Consider the following 23,162-nt stretch of genomic DNA (forward strand, 5'->3'; position numbering starts at 1 on the left):
CCAATAATGGAAAAAGTAATGATTAGAAAAAAAGCTGTCCTGCTGCTGCTGTTTTGTATAGCCATATGGCAGGTGAACACGCAGGCGCAATCAGCTAAAGGCAGGTCTTTGCCGGATCTGCAGCAGGAGTTTGTGAACCTGGGCTTTGGTATGTTTATCCACTACGGTATGCCAACCTTTATGGACCAGGATTGGTCTGATCCGAATGCGCCGCTGTCGCTTTTCAAATCTCCCAAATTTGATGCAGACCAGTGGGCTAAAGCCGCGAAATCGGCCAATATGACCTATGGTTGCCTCACTACTAAACACCATAGCGGATTCCCTATATGGAATACGAAAACAACCGACTATAACGTAATGCACACGCCTTTTGGAAGGGATGTGGTGAAAGAATACGCGGATGCATTTCGCCGGCATGGACTGAAAGTAATGTTATATTATTCCATTCTTGATACTCATCATGGCATCAGGCCTAACCAGATAACGCCTGAGCATATCAAAATGATAAAGGACCAGTTAACAGAATTGCTGACCAATTACGGGGAGATCACGGCGCTGATCATTGACGGTTGGGATGCGCCATGGTCGCGTATTTCGTACGATGATGTACCGTTCGAGGATATTTACAACCTGGTTAAAAAACTGCAACCGAACTGCCTGTTGATGGATCTTAACGCTGCGAAGTACCCGAGCGATGCACTTTTCTATACAGACATTAAATCCTATGAACAGGGTGCGGGCCAGTTCATTTCCAAAGAACATAACAAACTGCCTGCCCTGGCATGTTTGCCATTGCAACAGAACTGGTTCTGGAAAACAGGTTTTCCAACCACTCCTGTAAAGGATGTAAATGAACTGGTGAATAAATTCGTTATTCCTTACAATAATGCGTATTGCAACTTCATCCTGAATGTAGCGCCTAACAGCGATGGGTTGATAGACGACAATGCATTGGAGGCATTAAAAAAGATAGGAACTATTTACAAGGCTCCGGTAAAATTTGCGCAGATCCCGGCTCATGATGCGCCCATCATTTCCAGCAACCTGGCTAAACATGTTAAGAGCAACAGTAGCTGGGGAGATGACATGAATATCATGGACCTGGCGAACGACGATAACTTCGGTTCTGCTTGGGTATCTAACTACACGGTAAAAGAGCCCTGGTATGAGCTGGATTTCGGAAGGGCCAAAGGTATTAACATGGTGGTTATAACAGAAGGAAGAAATGCGGGTGCGAAGTATATATTGCAATACTTTGCAAATGGGGAATGGAAAAAGATACCTGCTGAGCAGAAAAATACCTCCGGCAGGGTGAAGATCTTCCGCTTCGACAGGGTATGGGCCGAACGCCTGAAATTGGAGATCACGCCAGGAAAAGAGCAAGTGGTGATACAGGAAGTGGGAGTATATAATGAACGCAGATAATAACTAAATTCATCTTAAGAGAACGGCCTGCCAGCTTCCTGGCAGGCTCTCTTTTTTACTTCAGTATTTCTTCCAGGAACATCAGCGTGTGTTGCCATGCTCTTTTTGCCATTACTTCATTGTAATCAGGAGAAGTAGGATTGGTGAAAGTATGCTTGCTGTGCGCATAAGTGATGATCTGCCAGTCGGCTTTTCCTTCGTTCATTTCCTTTACCAGGTTAGTAAGATCTTCAGGTTTTACGCTGGCGTCATCTGCCGGGTTTTCTATCAGCATAGCCATATTCAGCGGGCCATTGGGCCTGTCGGCCGCTTTTGCAAGTCCGCCGTGGATAGATACCACGCCTTTCACCGGAAGTTGTCCCCTGGCGGCTTCCAGCGCTCCGGATCCGCCGAAGCAATATCCTATTACCACAACTTTTTCGGCGCCGGCTTTCTTCAATTGTTCCAGGGCGGCTGCAATGCGTTGCTGGTATGCTTTGTAATCCTGCTTGTACTGGCTGGAGAGTTTAGCTGCAGCGCCGTTGTCGGCGGGTATATTTCCTTCCCCGTATATATCCGCTACAAAAGCGATATATCCTTCTTTTTCGAGTGCAATGGCAGCATCTTTCGCTTCATCGTCGATCCCTTTCCAGGCGGGGAGGATCAAAACGCCCGGCAGTTTTTTGCCTGTATTGGATGTTACCAGCCCGTTGAGCTTCTGGCTGCCATCGGCGTAGCTTACAGGCTTCAGGTTTTGGGCAGAAGCGGCGAGGCCGCCAAGTAAAGCCGTCATAAGAAGTAATTTGTACATATTGTTGCTGTTATAATAAGGTTGTGAATAATTTGAAACGAATTATACGTTTTCTTTTACTTAAATTAGGATATTGAGTTAGCAGTTCGGGCATTGGCCATAATAACTTAACATTTGTTACATACTATGAAATTAAGGAAAGAAATAGAACCGCAGATACACGTTGCTGAATTCCGTTATCCTAAAGTGTTGCAATGCATCATGGATTATGATGCCTATCTCTCTACCAATGATGATGAAGACAGAAGTGAATATACCAAATTAACTGAAAGGCTGCAACAGCTAACAGGGAAGGATATATCAACCTATAATCTCTGGGAATGGTGGGAGGAAGAAGGAGCGGAAGTACTTGCTTTCAGGATCAGCCTGCCAGCCCCGAAACAGGTGAACGATTTTTCTAAAATTGAGCTCACGGAAGTGATCCGGCGAATGGGAAGTTACCGGCAGCCGGAAGCCGGCTGGGAAGAACAAACCTTTGAAGAAAATTTTCGTATATACCTGGTCGATTACTACCATGAGCTTTTAAAGCTGAACTTCAAAACATATAACTACCAGAAAATATTCGGACCGCAGCGAAGCAGGGACCATAAACCAGGCTGGCTGACAGATGAGGAAAAAGTGGCGGCGCTGTGGAACGACGGCAATTTTAAATAATGGCCGGCGTTTTTTTATAAAGAGAATGACCTCCGACTTCAACAGGTAAAAGCCAAATGGGACCCGCTGAATATTTTCAACCATGCGATGTCGATCCGGGTAGCAGAGTAGCGTTACTTACCAGCGGGAGTTGTTTGCAGGAACGGTCCTACTTTCTTTGTAAATATTCCCTGTTCATATCCCGTCCAGGCATCTATCATCTTCCCGTCGGGAGACACTATTACATAATGAGGAATACCTGTAACGCCATACCTGGCGGCTAACCCGCCCATGCCATATTTATCGTTCAGGTTCACCCAATTGATATTTTCGTTTTTAGATATCTTCTGCCATATCTCTTTGTCGCTATCCATGTTGATGCTGATCACGGTCAGTTGATTGGCCAGGCTGTCGGATAACGATCTGAGCTCGGGCATTGCCATGATACAGGGACCACAACCTACGCTCCAGAAATCCAGCAAGAGGTATTTGCCCTGGTATTCGGATAAACGGTGCATGTTGTTGGATGCATCTGCCAGCACCGTATCTGCCATAGGTTCGCCGGTTTTAACAACGGGAGGAGGAAAGAGGCTATTTTTGATCAGCACACCGTTCCTGCTTTGCTGTTGTTGGGGACTAAGCCGTTTATAAAGTTCCAGGGTTTGATTACGGTAACGGTTTTTGGGGTCCAGTTTAATGTCCAAAGCAAATCCGGCCAGTATTTCGATCCAGGAATCTGTTACAGGCAACTTTTGCAACAATGTCATGTTAGTTTGCTGCACTTTCGCATATTCTTCATTATAAACATCTCTCAGGGAATCGCGTGTTTTGCGGAGCAGTTTCTTTTCCTCTTCTGTTGCCTGCCGGGCTTTGACAGAGAGGGCTTCCTGCTCCATATCAGACCTTTGCATGGCATCCCAGGCCTTGCGGGAGGCGAAGATGTACCTGTCGGCTTCCTGCTGTAGAGGAACCGGGCTTTTTATTTCCCAGGTTTTGAACAGGTAGTCTTTACCGGTAATCCTGACCGTGCTGCCAGGACTTACCCAGATGGCGCGGGTCATGGGCGGGAATTTATCGCCCACTCCTGTGATCATATAGCGGGTGGGAACGGAACAGGTATCGCTGAAGGTAAAACTACCATTACGAATGGTGTCTTTGTGTGCCAGGGTCATGATAGTGCCGTGATCCTGGAGGAGGCCTATCACTTCCCCGTCGGGCAGTTGAGTTATCTGGCCGCGGATGGTGAAGGTTTGCTGGCCCCGGGCGCAAAGGCCCAGCAGCGACATGGTAATTACAAGGAATGGGATTCGCATATTTGATGGCGGTTTGGGATAGTGAATTTATTCGAAACAATGTTAAGACAACGATAAATGTCGGGCTAGATGAGATTAGCTGTTTTCCGGTGAGCAGGCGGTACAATTGTAATCAAATTGTTAAAAGATTGATGTATTTCGATATGTTGTATCTACATTAGTCATTAATCCCTTAGTTTTGCCAAACTATTATATAGTAAATTACCAAATTCATGAAACACACAGTACCAGCATTTGCAATGCTCCTCGCTCTCGCGGCCTGCGGCGGCGGCGCTTCTACCGACCAGGCTAAAACTGAAGCAAAACAGGAAGTAGCTGCCACAACAGGTGCAGCCTTCGCTATTGACACAACAACTACAACTGTACAGTGGCGCGCAACTCACAAAGGCGGATTTGCCCCCCGTTTTGGTGTTATCAAAGTTACTGATGGAAGTCTGACAGTTGACAATGGTGCAGTTACCGGCGGAAGCTTCGACGTTAACATGAACTCGCTGACTACAGACCCTGCATCTGTTACGGAGAAAGACAAAAAATCCACTGACCTGGATGGTCACCTGAAAAGTGCTGACTTCTTTGATGTAGCGAAATATCCTACAGCAAAGTTCGTGATCACTGGTGTTGCTCCATTCGACAGTACTAAACAAAAAAGTTTGTTGCCAGGTGCTACTAACCTGATCAGCGGTAACCTGACCCTGAAAGACAGCACCCTGAACATTACTTTCCCTGCGCAAATTGCGGTTAACGGAAATGATGTTGTTGCCAACGCAAAATTCGTGATCGACAGATCTGCCTGGGGTATCAGCTACAAAACTGATGGTAGCCCGGAAGATTGGTTAATCAGCAAAGATGTTGAAATTGGATTCAGCCTGAAAGCTGCAAAGAAGTAATTGCATCTTATCTCGTATCCAAAAGATACCTGCTTAAACAAAAGCCCGTCTCTGCCCTGTAGAGACGGGCTTTTGTCATTATCTGCGGGGTTGAAATTCTTTAGTATTTTTATAACCGTAAAGGCTAACGTTATGAGATATACGGAGCAGCAACCTCATTCTTCCTTATCGCCATACCTGGATGCGTATTGGCAGGTTGATATGCGGGGGAGAGGCTCAGCTTTTCTGGTTTAAGGTTAACTTTTCAATGTCATCCAAATCCTTATGACGGCCGTTACGGATTTAATTTCCTGCTTTTAAAATATTTCCTGTCCAATTTCGGTTGATCTGTCATCGAAAAACCATAGGCTTGAGCGATGAGATAATAAGCCTGGCGTAAACGTTCAGTGTAAGATACATTTTTGTCAAAGACATTCTCCGCATCGGCTTCTGCAAACGTTTGGGCTTTAAATGCTGTACGATCTAACTTAAACTCTTTCATTCCCAATAATTTTAAAATAAAGATAGGTAATTTAAATATGAGACATATCTTCCAGAGCTTTTCTATTAATATAGTAAGTGCTGGCTAATATTGGCGATACCCAAAGCAACAAAGACATCAGCTGCTATGTCAGACATCGTTATCTAATGGCACTATCATTGCCGCAAACGGGTACACGACAAGCCTGAAAATTCGTTCTTATGCTGCTTACTCCTGAAAAAACCTTATCTGAAGCGGCGGTAAAACGAGGGATGCGGCTGGTGATAGGCGATGGCCTGGCTGCTGAAATGATGATCACTCTTACCGGTGGCGCCTTCCTTGTAGCAATGGCCTTATTGATGGGAGCCAATAACCTGCAGATAGGTTTGTTGGCGGCATTACCTACGTTTACCAATGTTTTCCAGTTGATATCTGTATGGCTGGTCCGGCGAACAAACAATCGCCGGGCCGTTGCTGTATACTGCAACCTGCTGGCGCGTATCCCGCTTTTATTGATTGGACTTATTCCACTCATCTGGCCCCGGGCCGGTAACATTCATTTTCTCCTGATCTTCCTTTCACTGTTTTACTTCTTCGGATCGCTGGCTGGTCCAAGCTGGAACGCCTGGATGAAAGACCTTATTCCGGAAGCGCAGATGGGCGTATACTTCGCCCGCAGAAGCAGTTATACACAGGCGCTGAATGTGGTGCTCAGCCTTGCGGCTGCTTTCGGGATCGACTATATCCGTCAACGTTCCCCGAACCAGGAACTCACGGCATATTACTGGATGTTTGTGCTTGCAGGGATAGCAGGGATCGTGGGCGCTTTTATCCTGGCGGGTGCGCCGGAGCCGGCCATGGAAGCGAAGAAAGACAATCTCTTCAAACTCCTGCAGAAGCCGTTCCGCGACCAGAATTTCTTACGCCTGCTTTGGTTCAGTTCTGCCTGGGTATTTGCGGTGAATATTGCCACACCTTTCTTTACCGTATTTATGATGAAAGGAATGGGATTATCCCTTTCCTACATCACGGTATTGCTGATGATCAGCCAGCTTACCGGTGTTTTCACCTTCCGGGTATGGGGAGTGTTTGCTGACAGGTACAGCAACAAAACAATTCTCGCCATCAGCGGCCCTATGTATGTATTGACGTTATTATGCTGGTGCTTTGTAGGGATCTATTCCAGTTTATATGCAAACCTGGCGTTGCTGGTGTTGATACATATAGTAACAGGTATCGCCAATGCGGGAATTACGCTCTCAACAACGAATATAGGATTGAAACTGGCGCCTTCTATGGATGCGGTGGTATATCTTACCTCGAGAAATATAATCAGCGCTGTGTTTTCGGCGATCGCACCGTTGTGCGGCGGTTATATAGCCGACTATTTCGAATCCAGGCGCGTCACCATTGATGCTACTTTCGCCGGACCGCATTATAACAAGGTGCTGCATTTGTTAGACCTTCACCAGTGGAATTTCCTGTTCCTCATCAGCGCCATACTAACGCTGCTTTCACTGGAGCTTCTCTTTATAGTACAGGAAAAGGGCGAGGTGAACAGGAATACAGTTGTTCGTATCATGCGAACCAGTATTCGTGGTAACCTGAAAGACGCTTTCCTCATAGGCAACCTGATCAACCTACACGATCAGTTCAAGGGATTTATTATACGACGGAAACCTGGTTGATAAATTTTGTTTCCCATTCCTGCAGCAATTTCAGGATAGGCAAGAGAGCCTTACCTTTTTCTGTCAGTCCGTACTCTACCCGCGGAGGAATCTCTTTAAACTCCTGCCGGGTCAATAAACCATCCAGCTCCATTTCTTTCAACTGGTCTGTCAGCACTTTCCTTGAGATCACGGGAATGCGGGCGGCAATTTCACCGAAACGCAGGTTGCGTTCGTGCATTACGCATACAATTATTGGCTTCCACTTATTGCCGATGTTAGCCATAGCTTTAGTGAGCGGGCAGCTATGCTCTGCTGTTTCATTTTTCATTGGTTACCTCCTGGTTACTATTAGTTGTTACAGCTAAGTTACCACTATTTTTTATTTATTGTTACAAAACTGAACTATTATTAGTTACTTTGTGTAACAAATATAAAAATTGAAATTATGAGTGCCGACAGATTGTTTACTCCGTTCACTTACAAAAACCTGACACTTAAGAATAGAATTGTAATGGCGCCTATGACCAGGGCAAAATCCCCGGATGGCGTACCAACCCAGGAAGTGGTTGATTATTATAGCAGAAGGGCTGCTTCAGAAGTAGGATTGATCCTCTCCGAAGGTACGGTGATAGAAAGGCCTGCCTCCAAGAACCTGAAAGATATTCCTAATTTCTATGGGGAAGCGGCGTTGAGAGAATGGAAGAAAGTAATTGATGAAGTGCATCGACAGGGTGGTAAAATGGCGCCACAAATATGGCATGTGGGAGATTCCCGGATGAGCGAAAACTACCCTGCGGAACCAATGGAGAGCCCCTCTAAAATGACCCTTGCAGATATTGAGGCTACCATTGCTGCATTTGCCGCATCGGCAAAATCAGCGAAAGACCTGGGCTTCGACGCCCTGGAAATCCACGGCGCACACGGTTACCTGATAGACCAGTTTTTCTGGGACGTGACCAATACCCGTACGGATGAATACGGAGGTAAAACCCTGAATGCGAGAACTAAGTTCGCAGCAGATGTTATCAAGGCAATGAGAGCCGCGGTAGGCGACGACTTCACTATCATTCTTCGTCTCTCACAATGGAAAGGCCAGGACTATACAGCAAAAATGGCATTGACCCCCGCTGAAATGGAAGGCTGGCTGTTGCCGCTGAAAGAAGCCGGTGTAGATATCTTCCACTGTTCGCAACGCCGCTTCTGGGAACCTGAGTTCGAGGGTTCTGACCTGAACTTTGCCGGCTGGGCCAAGAAGATCACCGGGCAACCTACGATCACCGTTGGATCTGTTGGACTGAAAGGCGACTTCCTTTCTGCATTTAAAGGAGAAGGGTCACAAAAAGATGACCTGTCCGAATTGCTGAGAAGATTAGATAGGGAAGATTTCGACCTGGTTGCTGTAGGCCGTGCGCTGTTGAGCGATCACCAGTGGGTGAAAAAGATCAAAGAAGGAAAAACAGGAGAGCTGGCAGATTTCTCTGCCGCCAGCATGCAAGTCCTGTATTAAATATAAAGCCTGTAGGCGCCCCGCCTGCAGGCTTCTTTTTATACTGCAACATCACATTAATTTAAATAATGCCCCACTTCGATAAACAGGTTATCGAAATAGAAATAAAAACCATAGCTGTTCCTGATTTTCTTTGGTACCTCAGGCACGCTGATGTTACCGTCGGCCAGCTTTTTATGAAGCGCATCTACGGCTTCAGGACTATCTAATATAAAACCGGTATGAAAGGCAGCAGGATAGTTGATATCTCCCGTTTTGCTTCCCATAATAACAAGACTGAATTTCTCTTTGTTGGTTAGAACCGCTATCTGGTTATCTCCCTTCACGATATCGCAATGGAAATTGAAATAGGTTTCAAAGAATGTCGCCGCTTTACTGACATCAGGTACGACGAGATTTAAGTGATTAATTGTCATATGTTTTGTTTTATAATAATCGAATAATCATTCGATTATTTGGTAAAAAAAATTTATCGCTTCAGCGCAGATATCACAAGGTCAAATGCCTGCTTCAGCTTTTGTTCAGTCAACGAAAATGGTTTCCCCGCTATATTCGCCTGGTCGAGATGGAACTTCACCAGTGTATAAAAAGGGCCATACGCCATTGCCCAGAATACTTCCAGCGGCAGGTCCTTAATTTCTTTTTTCTTTACGGCATTCGCCACAAAATCGTTCATCACTTTCCTGAAAATAACAGGTTTGATAGCCTGGTGATTGATAAGGGGAGAAGTCCTGAATTGTTCGTAGAACTGGTAATCCATCGGCGCTTTGATCATATTCCTCAACCGGTTCTTCCATTGCAGCCACAATCCTTCCTCGAAACTCAGGTCGGCGGAGAAATTATCCAGGGCGTCTTTTTCAAACCTGTTCTGTATTTCGAGGTACAGTTTATTCAGAAGGTCTTCCCGGCTTTCGAAATAGACGTAAATGGTCGACGGCGAAATACCCACTTTCTTAGCCAGCTTTTGCATGCTAAGTCCATCGAAGCCTGTTTTTACGATCATTTCAACGGCTTGCCGGCGGATGTCGAGTTCTTTATTTTCGTCTTTCGGTCTCATGGTGCAAATATAATGAAATGATCATTCGATTAAAAAATAATTTTTCAGGGAAGATGTGCGCATTTGATCGACGGTCTTGCTTTGACAGACGAATATTTTTCCGCTTCCCCTCACCGTTATCAAAACAAAAGCGCCGCATCCATCCGGATGCGGCGCTTCCTGTAAAATCAAATCTATCTCTTCTTAATACACATCAAACCAAACCTTCGTTGTCAGCAGATCCGCTCCCTGCCGGGCTACTGCGGCCTTATAATTCACTCCATTCAAAGCCTGCTCGCTGGATGGATAAGTAAAACGCACAGGGATCTTCCCGGATAACACGCCGGTATAAGCCGGTTTCAGCTGCGGATAATCCAGTCGCCTCCATTCTGTAAAGGCTTCAATACCTTCACTGAAAAGCGCAAGCCATTTCTGCTCGCCTATCAATTTCTTATAGTTTGCCGGATCGTATTTCACGCTGCCCTGGTTCAGGTAATCATCTACCGGGTTGCCGGTAATGCCATACTGCTTGAAGGAAGCGCGGATAGCGGCTTTATATAATTCTGCTGCATCGCCGTTATAGAGCCCTCTTTGCGCTGCTTCAGCAAGAATGAACAATTGCTCAGGGTAAGTAAAGAGCGGCGCCGGCGCCTGTGATACGGTAAACACTGACCCCACATCGGATGTTTTGGAGAAGCCCAGGCGGGAAGCCGAATCGGCGGTCAAGCCATTGGTTACGCCCAGGTAAGGCCCGCCATCTGCCGGTTTGGCTGCATACACAGGCAAACGGGGATCGTTGTATGCCTGCAGGTAATCTATCACCGTTTTACTGATGCGGTAATCGTTACGGGTTTCGCGGTTCTTTCCTACAGGGTTCTGGCTGGGCGAGGTAAGGTAATTCAAACGGGCGTCTCTGTCTCCTTCTTTAAAGAAAATATTTCCTTCCGCTGCCAGTTCATCAAATACTTTTTTAGCGGTAATGGCATCGCGATCGGCTATACGTAACGCGATACGGGAACGCAACCCGTTAGCGAATTTCTTCCAGCCCTGCATATTGCCTAAAAGGAGCGAGTCGCCTGCCACTGAAGCAGTAGGATTGGCATCAATAATTGCTACTGCCTCCTTCAACTCGGCCAGCAAACCATTGTAAACCACTTTCTGGCTGTCGTATTTCGGGGTCAGGTAAGTTTCGATCTTTCCCGCCTGGGTGTAAGGAATATCGCCATACAGGTCTGTCAGCACCTGGAAGATCCAGGAACGCATGATGATGCCCGTAGCTTTGTATCCCGGTTGTTTCAGGCTGTCGCCAAGCTGTATGAGCGTAGTGAAGTCGGTGATCCCCTGTGCATAGAAATTATTCCATACATTCTGGATATTCGTGCTGGCCGGGATATAACGGTCAGGGTCCGGGTATTGGATCTTCGCCCAGTATTGTACATATAAGAGGCTTGTTTCCATGGTTGCATCAGAACCCCAGTAAGTATCAACATTGGATTTGATACCGTTGGCCAGCAGGTATTCCGGCTCAGGCACAGTAGGTTCGTTGGGATTGATATTGATGCGGTCCAGTTCTTTACGGCAACCGGTGAAGATCACTGCTGCCACAAGTATATAAAAAGGTATTAACCACTTTTTCATGTTCGTCCAGATTAAAATGATACATTCAGGTTAAATCCAAAACTGCGGGTAGTAGGGATCTGCAGCGTTTCAAGTCCTTGCCCGTTGCCCGTGTTGAAAGCAGTTTCAGGGTCGATGTTCGGAGTATGTTTGCTCAGGTAACCAAGGTTCCTTCCTACCAATGCGATATTCACCGCCTGCAATCCCCATTTCTGCACCAGCGACTGCGGGAGCATATAACCGATCTTTATTTCCCTCAGTTTGATGAATGAAGCATCGTAAACGGCGCTTTCATTCAAACTGCTGCTGTATACTGCTTTATAGTAGTCCTGCGCCGAGAGGATAGCTGTATTCTTCTTGCCATCGGCGGTATAGCCATCGAAGATGATACCGTCGTGTTTCACCACTGCGCCGTTAGGTGCGGTAGCATCGTGAGACGGCAGCTGCACGTTTTTCGTACCGTCGTAATAGTAAGGCAAGCCGCCGTTTTCAGCATCTCTTCCAGGCATAGTGGCTGCTAATACGCCGGTTCCCATACCGGTTGAGTTGGTGCCCGACCAGATAGAACCTCCCTGTTTGGTATCTATCAGGAAGCCCAGGCTGAAGCCTTTGAAAGAAAGGCTGTTGTTGATGCTTCCTGTCCATTTTGGTGTGAAATAGCCCAATACTTTTTTATTCGGATCGATCTGCGGGCGACCGCTCGCATTTACCAGGATATGGCCTTCGCTGTCGCGGGCATATGCGCCGCCAAACAAGGCGCCGTAGCGCTGACCTTTGGTAGCGATCACCTGTATGTTACCTGAACTGCCCAATACGTAGTTGTTCAGGAATCCATCAGCATCCAGCGATAATACTTCGCTCACATTCCTTGCATAGTTCACATTTACATCCCAGCGGAAACCGGAACGGGAGATGTACGGGGTACCGCCTAACTGCACTTCGATACCGTGGTTTTTCAACTCGCCGCTGTTCAGCAGTTTTTTCAGGTAACCGGTGCTCGCGCTTACATCGGCTAACAGGATCTGGTTGCGGCTAAGCGTATTGTAATAGGTTACATCCACTCTTGCCCTGTTATGGAAGAAACCTGCTTCTATACCTACTTCTGTAGAAGTGGTGATCTCGGGTTTGATGTTTTTATTGAGGTACTTGTCTGATACTGTCATCAATGGCTGTGAGCCGAAAGGAGTATTGAACGGGTAAGTGTTCACCTGCTGGTAAGGGTCGGTATCTTTACCTACCTGCGCCCAACCGCCGCGGACTTTCAGCAGGGAAAGCGCATCGCCCTGGATATGCAGCGCTTCCGACAGCACCAGGCTGGCGTTTACAGAAGGGTAGAAGTAAGACACCGGCAGGGTAGAAGACCAGTCGTTACGCGCCGTCAGGTTCAGGAACGCATAGTTGCGGAACCCTACCTGGGCAGAGGCGAAACCACTGTATACTTTCTGCCTGTTCAGGATATTGTAAGACACCAGCGGGTCGCGTGAGTTATTCAGCGTATACACGCCTTTTATAGCCAGCCGCGGCGCCTGCTGGTAGTTTTGTTCATATTGATTGGTGCGGAGGTTTCCTCCGGCCAGTACATCGATATCGAAATCGCTGCCCAGTTTCTTTTTGGCATTCAGCGTGAATTCACCGTTGGTTTCACTTACCGCATAAGCATCTTCGGTATACGAACCAAACGGAGTACCGTTGGTGTAATAGGCTACGCGGTATTTACGACGATCCTGGTAATAGTCGGTGCCGATGCGGAAGGCAGCGGTTAACCAGGAATTGATCTCGTACGATAACCGTGCATTTCCCAGGAAACGGTTGCGTTGCAGGCCCACTGTGTTCTCATTCTGGATCCAGTAAGGGTTGCTGTAGTAGCTGTGGTTCCAGTTGAAATCGGTACCATCGGGATTTTTATAGTTCTTCAGTTTTTCAACATCAACCTGGCGGCCAAACCATATAAACTGGAGGGTAACACTGTTTCCGCGTCTGCCATCTACCCCCGGCAGGTTGTCTGCTGCGCTGCGTACATAGTTGGCGTAAGTACTGAGGGTAAGTTTAGGCGTAAGACGGAATGTATTGCTTGCCGCAAAAGTATTCCTGCTGATGCCGGTGTTGGGCAGGATACCTTGTTGCTTGGTATTGTTGTAAGAGAAACGGTAATCGATCTTTTCGGAAGTACCGCCAACAGACAAGCCGTTGTTCATGGTGTAGCCGGTTACATAAAAATCTTTCACGTTGTTGGGATGAGGAACAAATGGCACTGCTTCGCCATTGGAGAAGAACTGGGGGATAAGACGTCCGTCCATTTTAGGACCCCAGCTTTCGTCCACTCCGTCGTTCAAACCGCCGCCTTTCCCGTCTTTATAGGAGAATTGTCCGCCGGTTCCCTGGCCGTAAGAGTTCTGGAAATCCGGGAGGATCAGCAGTTTATCCATGGTCACGCCCGAGTTAACGGTTACGCCCATACCGCCTTTAGTATCTTTACCTGTTTTGGTTTTGATAACGATAACGCCGCCGGAAGCACGGGAGCCGTACAACGCTGCCGCGTTAGGTCCTTTCAGTACGCTGATGGCAGCAATATCGTCGGGGTTCAGATCGGATATGGCGTTGGCAAAATCCCGGCCTGTACCAACTCCCAGCTGGCTGTTATCTACCGGTACTCCGTCCAGCACGAAGAGCGGCTGGTTATTTCCCGCGATGGAAGTTTCTCCGCGGATCACTATACGGGAAGATCCCAGGTTTCCCTGGCTGTTGGTGACCTGCACGCCGGCAATTTTACCTGCCAGCGCATTCACCAGGTTGGTTTCCTTGGCTTCTGATATATCTTTTGATTTCAGTTCCTGTACGGCATAGCCGAGCGATTTTTTCTCCCTCGAAATTCCCAGCGCCGTTACTACCACTTCATCCAGTTTGCGGTTGCTGTTATCCAGGAAGATATTGATCACGCGATTGCTTCCAACTACAACAAAGGTAGGTTCGAAGCCCAGCGAGGTTACCTGCAGCGTATCCTTTTCGTGTGCATTAATACTGTATTTTCCATCGGGGTCGGTCTGCGTACCGATGTTGGTTCCCTTCACCCGTACAATAGCGCCTGGCACGCGCTGGGCGTCTGCACGGGAAGTAACCACTCCGCTTACCCGTACTTCCTGGGCAATACTTTGCTGCAACCAGAGTAACCCTGGCAGCAGGCATAACAGCCTTCTAAAGTAGTTCATACTTGATCTCTAATTTTGTGTGGGCGTAAATCTCCGCTTATTAGGCATGGTTTATCCGACGCTTGTGCGCATGGTTTATCCGATTCGCTCCCGTTGATTTTGGCAATAAATTATAGCTACATAATTTCCGTTGATATCGGTGCAAATTTAAGATGAAATATTTAATCTACAAGTCTTATAGACTAAATAGATAAATTTTTTTAAAAAGTGGACAGCGGGTTTGACGACAGAGGGATCGTCTTACTTCACATACGCTTTAAATATCCTGTTCAGCCAGCGTAGCATCAAAAAGATCACGGCGGCGGCGCTTCCCAGCAACAGGAAATTCACCAGGAAATAGTTGGCTTTATTGTCGTAGTTATCCCACAACGTAGCCAGGATACCGGAGAGTTTATTACCGATAGAAGTAGCCAGGAACCAGCCTCCCATCATCAGCGAGGTAATACGCGCAGGACTGAGTTTAGAGACCAGCGACAAGCCCATAGGACTGAGGAATAATTCTCCTACTGTAATAATGCCATAACAGCCAATCAGCCACCATGGCGATGCTTTTATTGCGCCATTGCTGCATACATACACTGCGCCTACCATTGTAAGCGTGGAGATAGCCGATATCAGCAGCCCCCAGGCTATTTTCGATGGGGTAGAAGGTTCCCTGTTCCGCTTCCGCAGCAATGCAAAAAATGCAACCAGCAGCGGGGTAAGGGTGAGTACAAAAAATGGATTGATAGACTGGAACAATTCTGTATTAAATAAACTGATGCTGCTGCCTTCTGCCGGCATCTGGTCGGGCGAGAGGTTCTGGAAATAAGGTACTTTTCCCCATACCTTCTCCGGCTTGCCTGCTGCATCCCTTATTACACGAAATTCGCTGTCGTAGGCGGTCACAGAATCGGGTTTGTTTTGGACGGTTTCCACGAGGTACAGGCTTTTGGCCGGTTGTTCGATGGCGGCGGGAATTTCCCTGTCGGTATAATACTGCGCCCAGGTGGTCAGCGCCGTTCCATTCTGTTTGAACACCGCCCAGAAAACGATGGATACCGCGAAAATAGCCAGCAGCGCGGATATGGGCTTGCGGTCGTTCGCGTTGGCTTTAACCAGCAGGGATACAAAGAAGAACAGCACCGGGATGCAGGCAAAGATGAATGCGTCTGTAGAATCGGAGCCGAAAACATTGCCGGGGATGAACCAGGCGCCTACTCCTACTATTATAGCCGGGAGAAATACAACCGAAAAGATCCTGCTCAATGGCATATCTCCTTCCTGTTCGGGCTTGCGTACGTCTGCATGTTTATAATGTTTTAGTCCTATTGCAAAAATGATCACTCCCAGGAACATGCCTATACCGGCCGCAATAAAGGCTGCGCCCCAGCCGATGGAATTCCGTAAAAAAGCTGCAAAGAAATTACAGATAAGCGCGCCGATGTTAATACCCATATAAAAGATATTATACCCGATATCTTTACGGCTCCTGTATTTATCATCGTTGTATACATTACCCAGCAGGGTTGAAATATTAGGCTTAAAGAAACCATTCCCGATACAGATCAGGGCCAGCGACAGGTAAAAGACGGTAAGGTTATGAACTGCCAGGCCTATATATCCTATACCCATCAATATGCCGCCGATGATAATAGATTTACTGTAACCCAGTTTGCGATCGGCGATCAGGCCCCCAAGAAAAGGCGTCAGGTATACAAAAGCGATGAAGGTGCCAAAGATATCGGCCGCTGTGGCCCTGTCCATTCCCCAGCCTCCCCTGGCTGTATCTGTAAGGTATAACTGGAAGATGCCGAGAATGAGATAAAATCCAAATCTTTCCCACATTTCAGAAAGAAAAAGAAATGGCAATGCTACAGGATGTTTACGATTTTCTAACATGTCAGTTCAGGTCTTTTGTTGTATAGGCTACGCTACAGTATCGGCGGCAGGCGGTTTTTTTGCAGTCTGCCAAACAGCGAAAATAAGGGAAAGATAGTAACCGGGGATGCCGTACAAATAAAAATTTTAGCTTCATTGCCCATACCGGCATATCGAATAACGCGTTAACCAGTTCACTTAGCGGTGAACCGGCCTATATATTTCATCCCTAAAGCAGCGGCAATTCTGGTTTCATCGATTAGAACGCTGGCATCCATACTGATGTCGAGAATGCAGTTGGCTGTAGTGGTCACTTTCATTTCGTCTGCTTTCAGGATCATTTTTTCAGCTATATTATAATCTTCTACCTGGTTGATCAGCATTTCATCCAGCTTTTCTTTTTTAGGGTTATAATAGAAGTTGATATCTGCTTCTTCTTCATCTTCAATCCTCATTTCCTTTATAAGTAATTCCAGCAACTTTTCTTCATCAGCAATATGTTTGATGAATTTTTTAGATAAGGTTTCTTTTTCTCCTACCCACAGGTAGTGTACGCCTGTTTCGTCTTCGCTCTCCGAAGTGTTGGTTACTTTCCCCAGGTATTTCAGCCCTGTGGATTTAGCGGCGCTTTTTGTACTCAGGTCATCATCTTCATACACAATTACCGCATTAACATCTTTCAGTTTATGTTTTTTCCATAGTTTTTTGAGCTCGTCAGCATCCGTAAGGGTATCTTCGGCGATGGTATCGATATCAACCGCTTTGCTGTAGTATTTGATGATCATGAAATCTTCGTCATAGGTATCCAGGTTCACTTCCTTGCAGAAGTCGCATCGCAATGCCGGGTCTGGTTCCGCATCCTCCTCTTCGTTACCGGTAGGAGGTTCGTTGTTGTATACATCCCAGGCTTTCAGATAGGATTTCTGATCCAGGTATTGCCGGAAAGATTTTTTAGATTTAAAGTTGCCTGCCCAGATATGGAATTTACTCATGATATTGTTTTTTATGATGCTTCTTCAATTTAAAGATAATTCAAAACAAGGGCCTGAAAAGCTGGTTGCCTTAAAAATTCAGTAACAGGCATTCGCAAGCCGGCTCAACATATCCTTTCCCGTTAGGTGCACCGCTGTTACAGGTTTGTCCGGCAACCCTCAATCCAAAACCGGTTAATTTTCAATTTATTTGGTCTTAGCAGTTGCAGGAATTAATATTGTGCCAGATTATTACAGTTTACTTACAACCACAACAAAAAATGGAATACACAAAAGAATACACTGTTAAAGACGAACACATAGATGTGCAGCAGATCATGGATGGGTTATATTACCCATTTTATATGGAATACTGCCGTCATGATTATATCCGCGAGGTATTAGTATTCGATTTTGAAGACCAGGCGAAGAAAGGCGTTCATATGGTATTATCCGGCTACAAGATCCAGTTTTTGAGATCGTTGAAAAAGGGAGATCAATTCAAAGTAACCTGCACTTTGTATAAAGATCCTGCGGGGCAGCCAAAAATATATTTCAAACAATCTATCATCTTAAACGGCAAGGTAATGACAAAGGCGGTGTTTACAGGTACCTGTGTACCCGCTACCGGCGGAAGGCCTTACCTGCCGGCAGAAATGATAGAGAAAACAGTTGACGCTCCGGTATTGGAAGGAGCGGATCTTTAATCAACATGCTGTTTCCCCGAAGGGCCGCTTTGCTGATAAAGGCGGCTCTTCGGGATGTAAGCGCTACGATTGCCTTAACTTTTAGATGGATGATTTTCGGGAGTGATTTTTAAAGAGAGATGGTTATAAGGGGATTAGGGAATAGGTACACTATCTGTTTTTTTATTATATTTGGATAGTACTGGTTGCAAACCTTTGCATCACCGCAGCAGAAGCATAACCATTGTATCAGACCACTCCATGAGATCAATCGTATTCATCGATACCGAAGTAAATCCCGCTACCCGCAAGGTAACCGACATTGGAGCCATTAAAGACAATGGTGCGAAGTTTCATGCAGGCTCATTAACGGAGTTTGCCCATTTTATACAGGATGCCCGCTACGTGGCAGGACATAACATTTACAGGCACGATCTCCGGTATATCCGAACAGCGGTAGGCAACGCTGCTATAATAGATACTTTATACTGGTCGCCCCTCTTGTTCCCTGCGAAGCCTTATCACCATTTATTAAAAGATGAGAAACTGAAAGATGGAGAAGTGAATAACCCGTTGACGGATGCAATCAAGGCAAAGGATCTGTTCTACGATGAGATACATGCGTTTCAAGGCCTTGACAAAAATTTGCAGCAGGTATTCTATCACCTGTTGAAGAACAGGGAAGAATTTGCCGCCTTTTTTCAGTTTATTGATTATATCGCCCCCGCCGACCGGCATGTAGATAAGTTGATACAGGAAATATTTGAAGGCAATATTTGTTCGGCTGCGGATTTGCAACAGTTGATAAAGGACCAACCTGTAGAATTGGCCTATACATTATCGCTTGTTCACGCAAACAGCCGTTATTCGATAACTCCTCCGTGGGTCTTATATAATTTTCCTGCTGTGGCCAGGACTATGTACCTGCTGCGTGGCCAGCCATGCCTGAAAGGCTGCGCCTACTGCAATAAGGCGCTTGATCCGCACCTGGGCCTTCAACAGCACTTCCATCACCAAACCTTCAGATTGTACGACGGCGTACCGCTGCAGGAAAACGCTGTAAGGGCAGCAATCAACAGGGCTTCATTACTGGCCGTTTTCCCCACAGGCGGAGGCAAGTCCATCACCTTCCAGCTGCCTGCGCTGATGGCAGGCGAAAGCGTGAAGGGACTGACAGTTATAATATCGCCCCTGCAGTCGCTGATGAAAGACCAGGTAGATAATCTTGAAAAGAATAGCATTACAGACGCAGTTACGATCAATGGGTTGCTGGACCCGGTAGAAAGGGCTAAATCATTTGAACGGGTAGAAGATGGCAGCGCCTCGATGCTGTATATATCGCCTGAATCGCTGCGTTCAAAAACCATTGAGCGGTTGTTGCTGGGCCGGAAAATAGATCGTTTCGTAATTGATGAAGCACATTGTTTTTCGGCATGGGGACAGGATTTCCGGGTCGACTATCTCTACATCGGCAATTTCATCCGCCGGCTGCAAGAGCTGAAAGGCATGGAAGAGCCGATCCCTGTTTCCTGCTTTACCGCTACCGCTAAACAGAATGTAATAGCCGATATCCGTAACTATTTTAAAGAAAAACTGGGGTTGGACCTGCAGTTGTTCCGTGCAGGCAGCGGCAGAAAGAACCTGCATTTCAAAGTATGGTATGAAGAAGGAGAGAATGAAAAATACCAGTTGCTTCGCAACCTGATAATGGATAAACAATGTTCCACCATTGTGTATGCGTCCAGGACTAAAACAACCGCCCAGCTTGCAGAGCGGTTGAGGAAAGACAATATCCCTGCCTTAAACTATCATGGCCAGATGGAACAGCGGGAAAAGATCGCGAACCAGGATGCGTTTATGAACGGCCAGGTAAAAGTGATGGTCGCTACCTCTGCATTCGGGATGGGCGTCGATAAAAAGGATGTGGAAATGGTTATCCACTACGAGATCTCTGATTCCCTTGAGAATTATGTGCAGGAAGCAGGAAGAGCAGGCCGCGACGAAAACCTGATGGCCGAATGTCATGTGTTGTTCTCGGAGGGCGACCTGGATAAACATTTTATAATGCTGAACCAGACCAAACTGCATCTGCGTGAAATTGGCCAGCTATGGAAGGCTATAAAGGAGCTTACTAACTACAGGCCAACTGTTTTTACTTCTCCATTGGAACTTGCGCGCAAAGCAGGATGGGATGAAAATGTACGCGACGCTGAGACGCGGGTGCTCACCGGAGTAGCGGCGCTGGAAACAGCCGGGTACCTGGAGCGAAAACAGAACATGCCACGGGTGTTTGCTAACAGCCTCATGTTGCGGTCAGCACAGGAAGCCATCGAACAGGTAAACAGTTCCTCAAGGTTTAATGACAAGGAAAGAGAATGGGCCGCCCGCATATTGCGCAACCTTTTTTCCAGCAAACGCCGGCAAAGCAGTAATAGCGAGGAAGCCGAATCACGTATAGACTACCTGTCGGACCGCCTGGGGATAAAAAAAGAAGATGTGATACGGGTGGTAAACCTGTTGCGTGAAGAAAAGATACTGGCCGATTTCAAAGACCTGACGGTGTTTATACGCAACCGCGAAAATAAGAACCGGTCATTGTCCATAGTCGAATCATATGCCGCACTCGAAAAATTCCTCCTGCCTTTATTTAGTGAAGAAGAGCAGCTTTTTCACATGAAAAAACTGAGCGAGGAGGCGACGGCAGCAGGCGTTGAAGAAGTTGGGCCGGGGAGGATCAAAACATTGCTCAATCTATGGTCTATACGCGGTTGGGTTAAAAGGCAGGTGCAAGGACATCAGGGACACCAGTTCCTTGTGCAATGTATGCTGCCTCGTGAAATGCTGATGCAGAAACTGGATCAGCAATATGACCTGTCAGTATTTATTGTCCGGTACCTGTTCGAAAAGGCCGCAGCAACATTGACCCAACCTGTAACAGGGGAGGAGTTGCCGGTAGAATTCTCAGTTCATGAATTGAAAACTGCTTACAATCAGTCAAACCTCTTTGCCGCAGCGTTATCTGTACAGGATATCGAAAACGTGTTGTTTTACCTGTCGAGGATCGAATCTCTTAAAATAGAGGGGGGCTTCCTGGTGCTCTATAACCGGCTTAGCATCGAACGGTTGAAAGATAACAGGCAACGCTATAAGCAAGACGATTATAAGAAGCTGAACCAGTTTTATGAGGGCAAGCGGCAGCAGATACATATTGTTGGAGAATATGCCCGCCGGATGATGGAAGATCCCACCGGCGCTCAACAGTTCGTGGAAGACTATTTCAATATGAATTATGCTTCCTTCCTGCAGAATTATTTCAAAGGCAGCCGGCAGGAGGAGATAAAACGAAGCCTGACTCCTGCCAGGTACCGTCAGCTGATCGGAACACTTTCGCCTGCGCAGCTTGAAATACTGGATGACAGCAAGTCTTCCTGTATTGTAGTAGCCGCGGGGCCGGGCAGCGGCAAAACGAAATTACTGGTGCACAAACTGGCGTCCCTGGTTTTAATGGAAGACGTCAAGCACGATCAACTGCTGATGGTGACGTTTTCCCGGGCTGCGGCTACAGAATTCAAACAACGGCTCACAACCTTGCTCTACGGCGCTGCAAGGTTTATAGAGATCAAAACTTTTCATTCTTACTGTTTCGACCTGCTGGGTAAAGTAGGTACGCTTGAAAAAGCCGGGCAGGTTATTTCTGAGACTGTAGAGAAAATAAAAAGCGGGGAAGTGGAGGCAAGCCGGATTACCAAAGCTGTATTGGTAATAGATGAAGCACAGGATATGGATAAGGACGAGTTTGCGCTGATAGAGGCTTTGCTGGAACGGAACGAAGATATGCGCGTGATCGCCGTAGGGGATGATGACCAGAATATATATGCTTTCCGGGGTTCCAGCCCCCGGTACATGAAGCAGTTGGGCGAAAGGCCAGGCGCTGCAAAATATGAGTTGCTTGATAATTACCGCAGCCGCAGTAACCTGGTGGCATTTGCCAATGCCTTTGCAGGAACAATGAAAGACCGGCTTAAAAAACATGATTTGAAAGCGCACAGCCAGGATGAAGGGGTGCTTCGCATTACCAGGTATAAAGACCAGGATCTGATTGTGCCCCTGGTTAATGATATACTGACGGCTGGTCTGAGCGGCACCACCTGCGTGCTTACCAGCACCAACGAGGAAGCCATGCAGGTTACCGGACTTTTACTGAAAAATAACATGCCTGCCCGCCTGATCCAGGAAAACGAAGGATTCGGTTTGCCCAACCTGGCGGAGATCCGCTTCTTTATGAGCTGCCTGCCGGAAGCAGGAACGGATTATACCATTTCTGAAGTAGCCTGGGTAACTGCCAAGCAGGCATTGGTAGAGCATTATGGCCGAAGCATGCATTGCGAGATATGCCTGTCAGTGATCCGGAGTTTTGAGATGGCCCATCCGCGCGAGAAATACCGGTCAGACCTGGAGGTATTCCTGAAAGAATCTGCACTGGGCGATTTTTATAAAGAAGGAGAGTTGATCCTCGTGTCGACTATCCACAAAGCTAAAGGCAAAGAATTCGATAATACCTTCCTGCTGGTAGATGGCATCAGGACAGTGACAGAAGACGTACGACGCCAGTTGTTCGTTGGACTAACCAGGTCGCGGCGTTTTCTGAGCATTCATACAAATAGCGATGTTTTTAATGGAATTACCGCAGGCTCGCCGTTATTTTGCGATGATGACCGATCCTACCTTTCGCCCCCGGAAGTTGTATGGAATTTAACCTATAAAGATGTGCACCTCGATTTTTTTATTTCTGAACAACGGGCGCTTTCAGCATTGGTAAGCGGAGATGAACTGGAGATATGCGACGGCGGCTGCCGGGTTCCGGGCGGCCGGCAGGTATTGCGTTTTTCAAATAAATGCCGGGAACGATTAGCAGAATTGTATAGCAAAGGATACACTCTCAAACATGCAAGGGTGAATTTTATGGTCTATTGGAAGAAGGAGGAAGAAATGTTCCTTATTTTATTACCTGAGTTGTTATTGGAGAGAAATAAGTAAGCTTTAGAAAATAAATTTCATTATTATAAGTACAATAAATTGCCTGTTTTTAACAGGCAGCTGC

The 23,162-nt window shown here is 46.7% G+C and carries 17 protein-coding genes and 1 pseudogene; 8 read left to right on the top strand and 10 right to left on the bottom strand.

Features of this window, described 5'->3' with window-relative positions:
- The first annotated feature begins 18 nt into the window (after window positions 1-18).
- Window positions 19-1,425, top strand: a complete 1,407-nt coding sequence (locus tag BLV62_RS11075) for an alpha-L-fucosidase (RefSeq protein ID WP_089761672.1) — start codon at window positions 19-21, stop codon at window positions 1,423-1,425.
- Window positions 1,426-1,480: 55 nt separating this feature from the next.
- Here the strand turns inward: BLV62_RS11075 and BLV62_RS11080 are convergent, their stop codons facing one another.
- Complete coding sequence (locus BLV62_RS11080) at window positions 1,481-2,197, bottom strand: dienelactone hydrolase family protein (RefSeq protein WP_211118325.1); 717 nt, start codon at window positions 2,195-2,197, stop codon at window positions 1,481-1,483.
- Window positions 2,198-2,341: 144 nt separating this feature from the next.
- Here BLV62_RS11080 and BLV62_RS11085 point away from each other — a divergent pair, with 144 nt between their 5' ends.
- Together BLV62_RS11085 and BLV62_RS28970 are read left to right on the top strand one after the other, a co-directional pair.
- Complete coding sequence (locus BLV62_RS11085) at window positions 2,342-2,869, top strand: hypothetical protein (protein WP_211117708.1); 528 nt, start codon at window positions 2,342-2,344, stop codon at window positions 2,867-2,869.
- Window positions 2,870-2,881: 12 nt separating this feature from the next.
- Window positions 2,882-2,980 (top strand): annotated as a pseudogene (locus BLV62_RS28970) (BBE domain-containing protein); the annotation flags it as partial.
- Between the two features lie 2 nt (window positions 2,981-2,982).
- Here BLV62_RS28970 and BLV62_RS11095 read toward each other — a convergent pair.
- Complete coding sequence (locus BLV62_RS11095; protein ID WP_089761583.1) at window positions 2,983-4,161, bottom strand: TlpA disulfide reductase family protein; 1,179 nt, start codon at window positions 4,159-4,161, stop codon at window positions 2,983-2,985.
- 212 nt (window positions 4,162-4,373) lie between these two features.
- Here BLV62_RS11095 and BLV62_RS11100 point away from each other — a divergent pair, with 212 nt between their 5' ends.
- Window positions 4,374-5,048 (top strand): YceI family protein, encoded by a 675-nt coding sequence (locus BLV62_RS11100; RefSeq protein ID WP_089761585.1) that lies wholly within the window; start codon window positions 4,374-4,376, stop codon window positions 5,046-5,048.
- Window positions 5,049-5,322: 274 nt separating this feature from the next.
- On the opposite strand, the gene BLV62_RS11105 is transcribed toward BLV62_RS11100, so the two are convergent.
- Window positions 5,323-5,529 (bottom strand): hypothetical protein, encoded by a 207-nt coding sequence (locus tag BLV62_RS11105; protein WP_089761587.1) that lies wholly within the window; start codon window positions 5,527-5,529, stop codon window positions 5,323-5,325.
- Window positions 5,530-5,729: 200 nt separating this feature from the next.
- On the opposite strand from BLV62_RS11105, the gene BLV62_RS11110 reads away from it, so the two are divergent.
- Entirely contained in the window at window positions 5,730-7,196 is a 1,467-nt protein-coding gene (locus tag BLV62_RS11110) for an MFS transporter (protein WP_089761589.1), read from the top strand.
- Here BLV62_RS11110 and BLV62_RS11115 read toward each other — a convergent pair.
- A complete protein-coding gene (locus BLV62_RS11115) occupies window positions 7,174-7,506 on the bottom strand; it encodes a winged helix-turn-helix transcriptional regulator (protein ID WP_089761591.1) in 333 nt (110 codons plus the stop codon). The genes BLV62_RS11110 and BLV62_RS11115 overlap by 23 nt on opposite strands.
- A 117-nt stretch (window positions 7,507-7,623) precedes the next feature.
- On the opposite strand from BLV62_RS11115, the gene BLV62_RS11120 reads away from it, so the two are divergent.
- Entirely contained in the window at window positions 7,624-8,685 is a 1,062-nt protein-coding gene (locus BLV62_RS11120) for an NADH:flavin oxidoreductase (RefSeq protein ID WP_089761592.1), read from the top strand.
- 56 nt (window positions 8,686-8,741) lie between these two features.
- On the opposite strand, the gene BLV62_RS11125 is transcribed toward BLV62_RS11120, so the two are convergent.
- From BLV62_RS11125 to BLV62_RS11150, 6 genes are all read right to left on the bottom strand, one after another.
- The gene (locus BLV62_RS11125) at window positions 8,742-9,101 is read right to left on the bottom strand and encodes a VOC family protein (RefSeq protein ID WP_089761593.1); all 360 of its coding nucleotides are present in this window, start codon (window positions 9,099-9,101) and stop codon (window positions 8,742-8,744) included.
- Window positions 9,102-9,154: 53 nt separating this feature from the next.
- Window positions 9,155-9,742 carry a TetR/AcrR family transcriptional regulator gene (locus BLV62_RS11130; RefSeq protein WP_089761595.1) on the bottom strand — a complete coding sequence of 196 codons (588 nt, stop codon included), beginning with the start codon at window positions 9,740-9,742 and terminating at the stop codon, window positions 9,155-9,157.
- Between the two features lie 183 nt (window positions 9,743-9,925).
- Window positions 9,926-11,359 (bottom strand): SusD/RagB family nutrient-binding outer membrane lipoprotein, encoded by a 1,434-nt coding sequence (locus BLV62_RS11135; RefSeq protein ID WP_089761596.1) that lies wholly within the window; start codon window positions 11,357-11,359, stop codon window positions 9,926-9,928.
- Window positions 11,360-11,370: 11 nt separating this feature from the next.
- Complete coding sequence (locus tag BLV62_RS11140; RefSeq protein ID WP_089761598.1) at window positions 11,371-14,544, bottom strand: SusC/RagA family TonB-linked outer membrane protein; 3,174 nt, start codon at window positions 14,542-14,544, stop codon at window positions 11,371-11,373.
- Window positions 14,545-14,784: 240 nt separating this feature from the next.
- Complete coding sequence (locus BLV62_RS11145) at window positions 14,785-16,425, bottom strand: peptide MFS transporter (RefSeq protein ID WP_089761600.1); 1,641 nt, start codon at window positions 16,423-16,425, stop codon at window positions 14,785-14,787.
- A gap of 173 nt (window positions 16,426-16,598) precedes the next feature.
- Entirely contained in the window at window positions 16,599-17,396 is a 798-nt protein-coding gene (locus BLV62_RS11150; RefSeq protein WP_089761602.1) for an immunity 22 family protein, read from the bottom strand.
- A 260-nt stretch (window positions 17,397-17,656) separates the two neighbouring features.
- On the opposite strand from BLV62_RS11150, the gene BLV62_RS11155 reads away from it, so the two are divergent.
- Window positions 17,657-18,082, top strand: coding sequence for an acyl-CoA thioesterase (locus BLV62_RS11155; protein WP_089761604.1), 426 nt, complete (start codon window positions 17,657-17,659; stop codon window positions 18,080-18,082).
- A gap of 240 nt (window positions 18,083-18,322) precedes the next feature.
- Complete coding sequence (locus BLV62_RS11160; RefSeq protein WP_089761606.1) at window positions 18,323-23,098, top strand: RecQ family ATP-dependent DNA helicase; 4,776 nt, start codon at window positions 18,323-18,325, stop codon at window positions 23,096-23,098.
- Window positions 23,099-23,162: the final 64 nt, after the last annotated feature.

Origin of the sequence: Chitinophaga terrae (ex Kim and Jung 2007), assembly GCF_900107795.1 — a bacterium.
GTDB classification, from domain to species: Bacteria; Bacteroidota; Bacteroidia; order Chitinophagales; family Chitinophagaceae; genus Chitinophaga; species Chitinophaga terrae.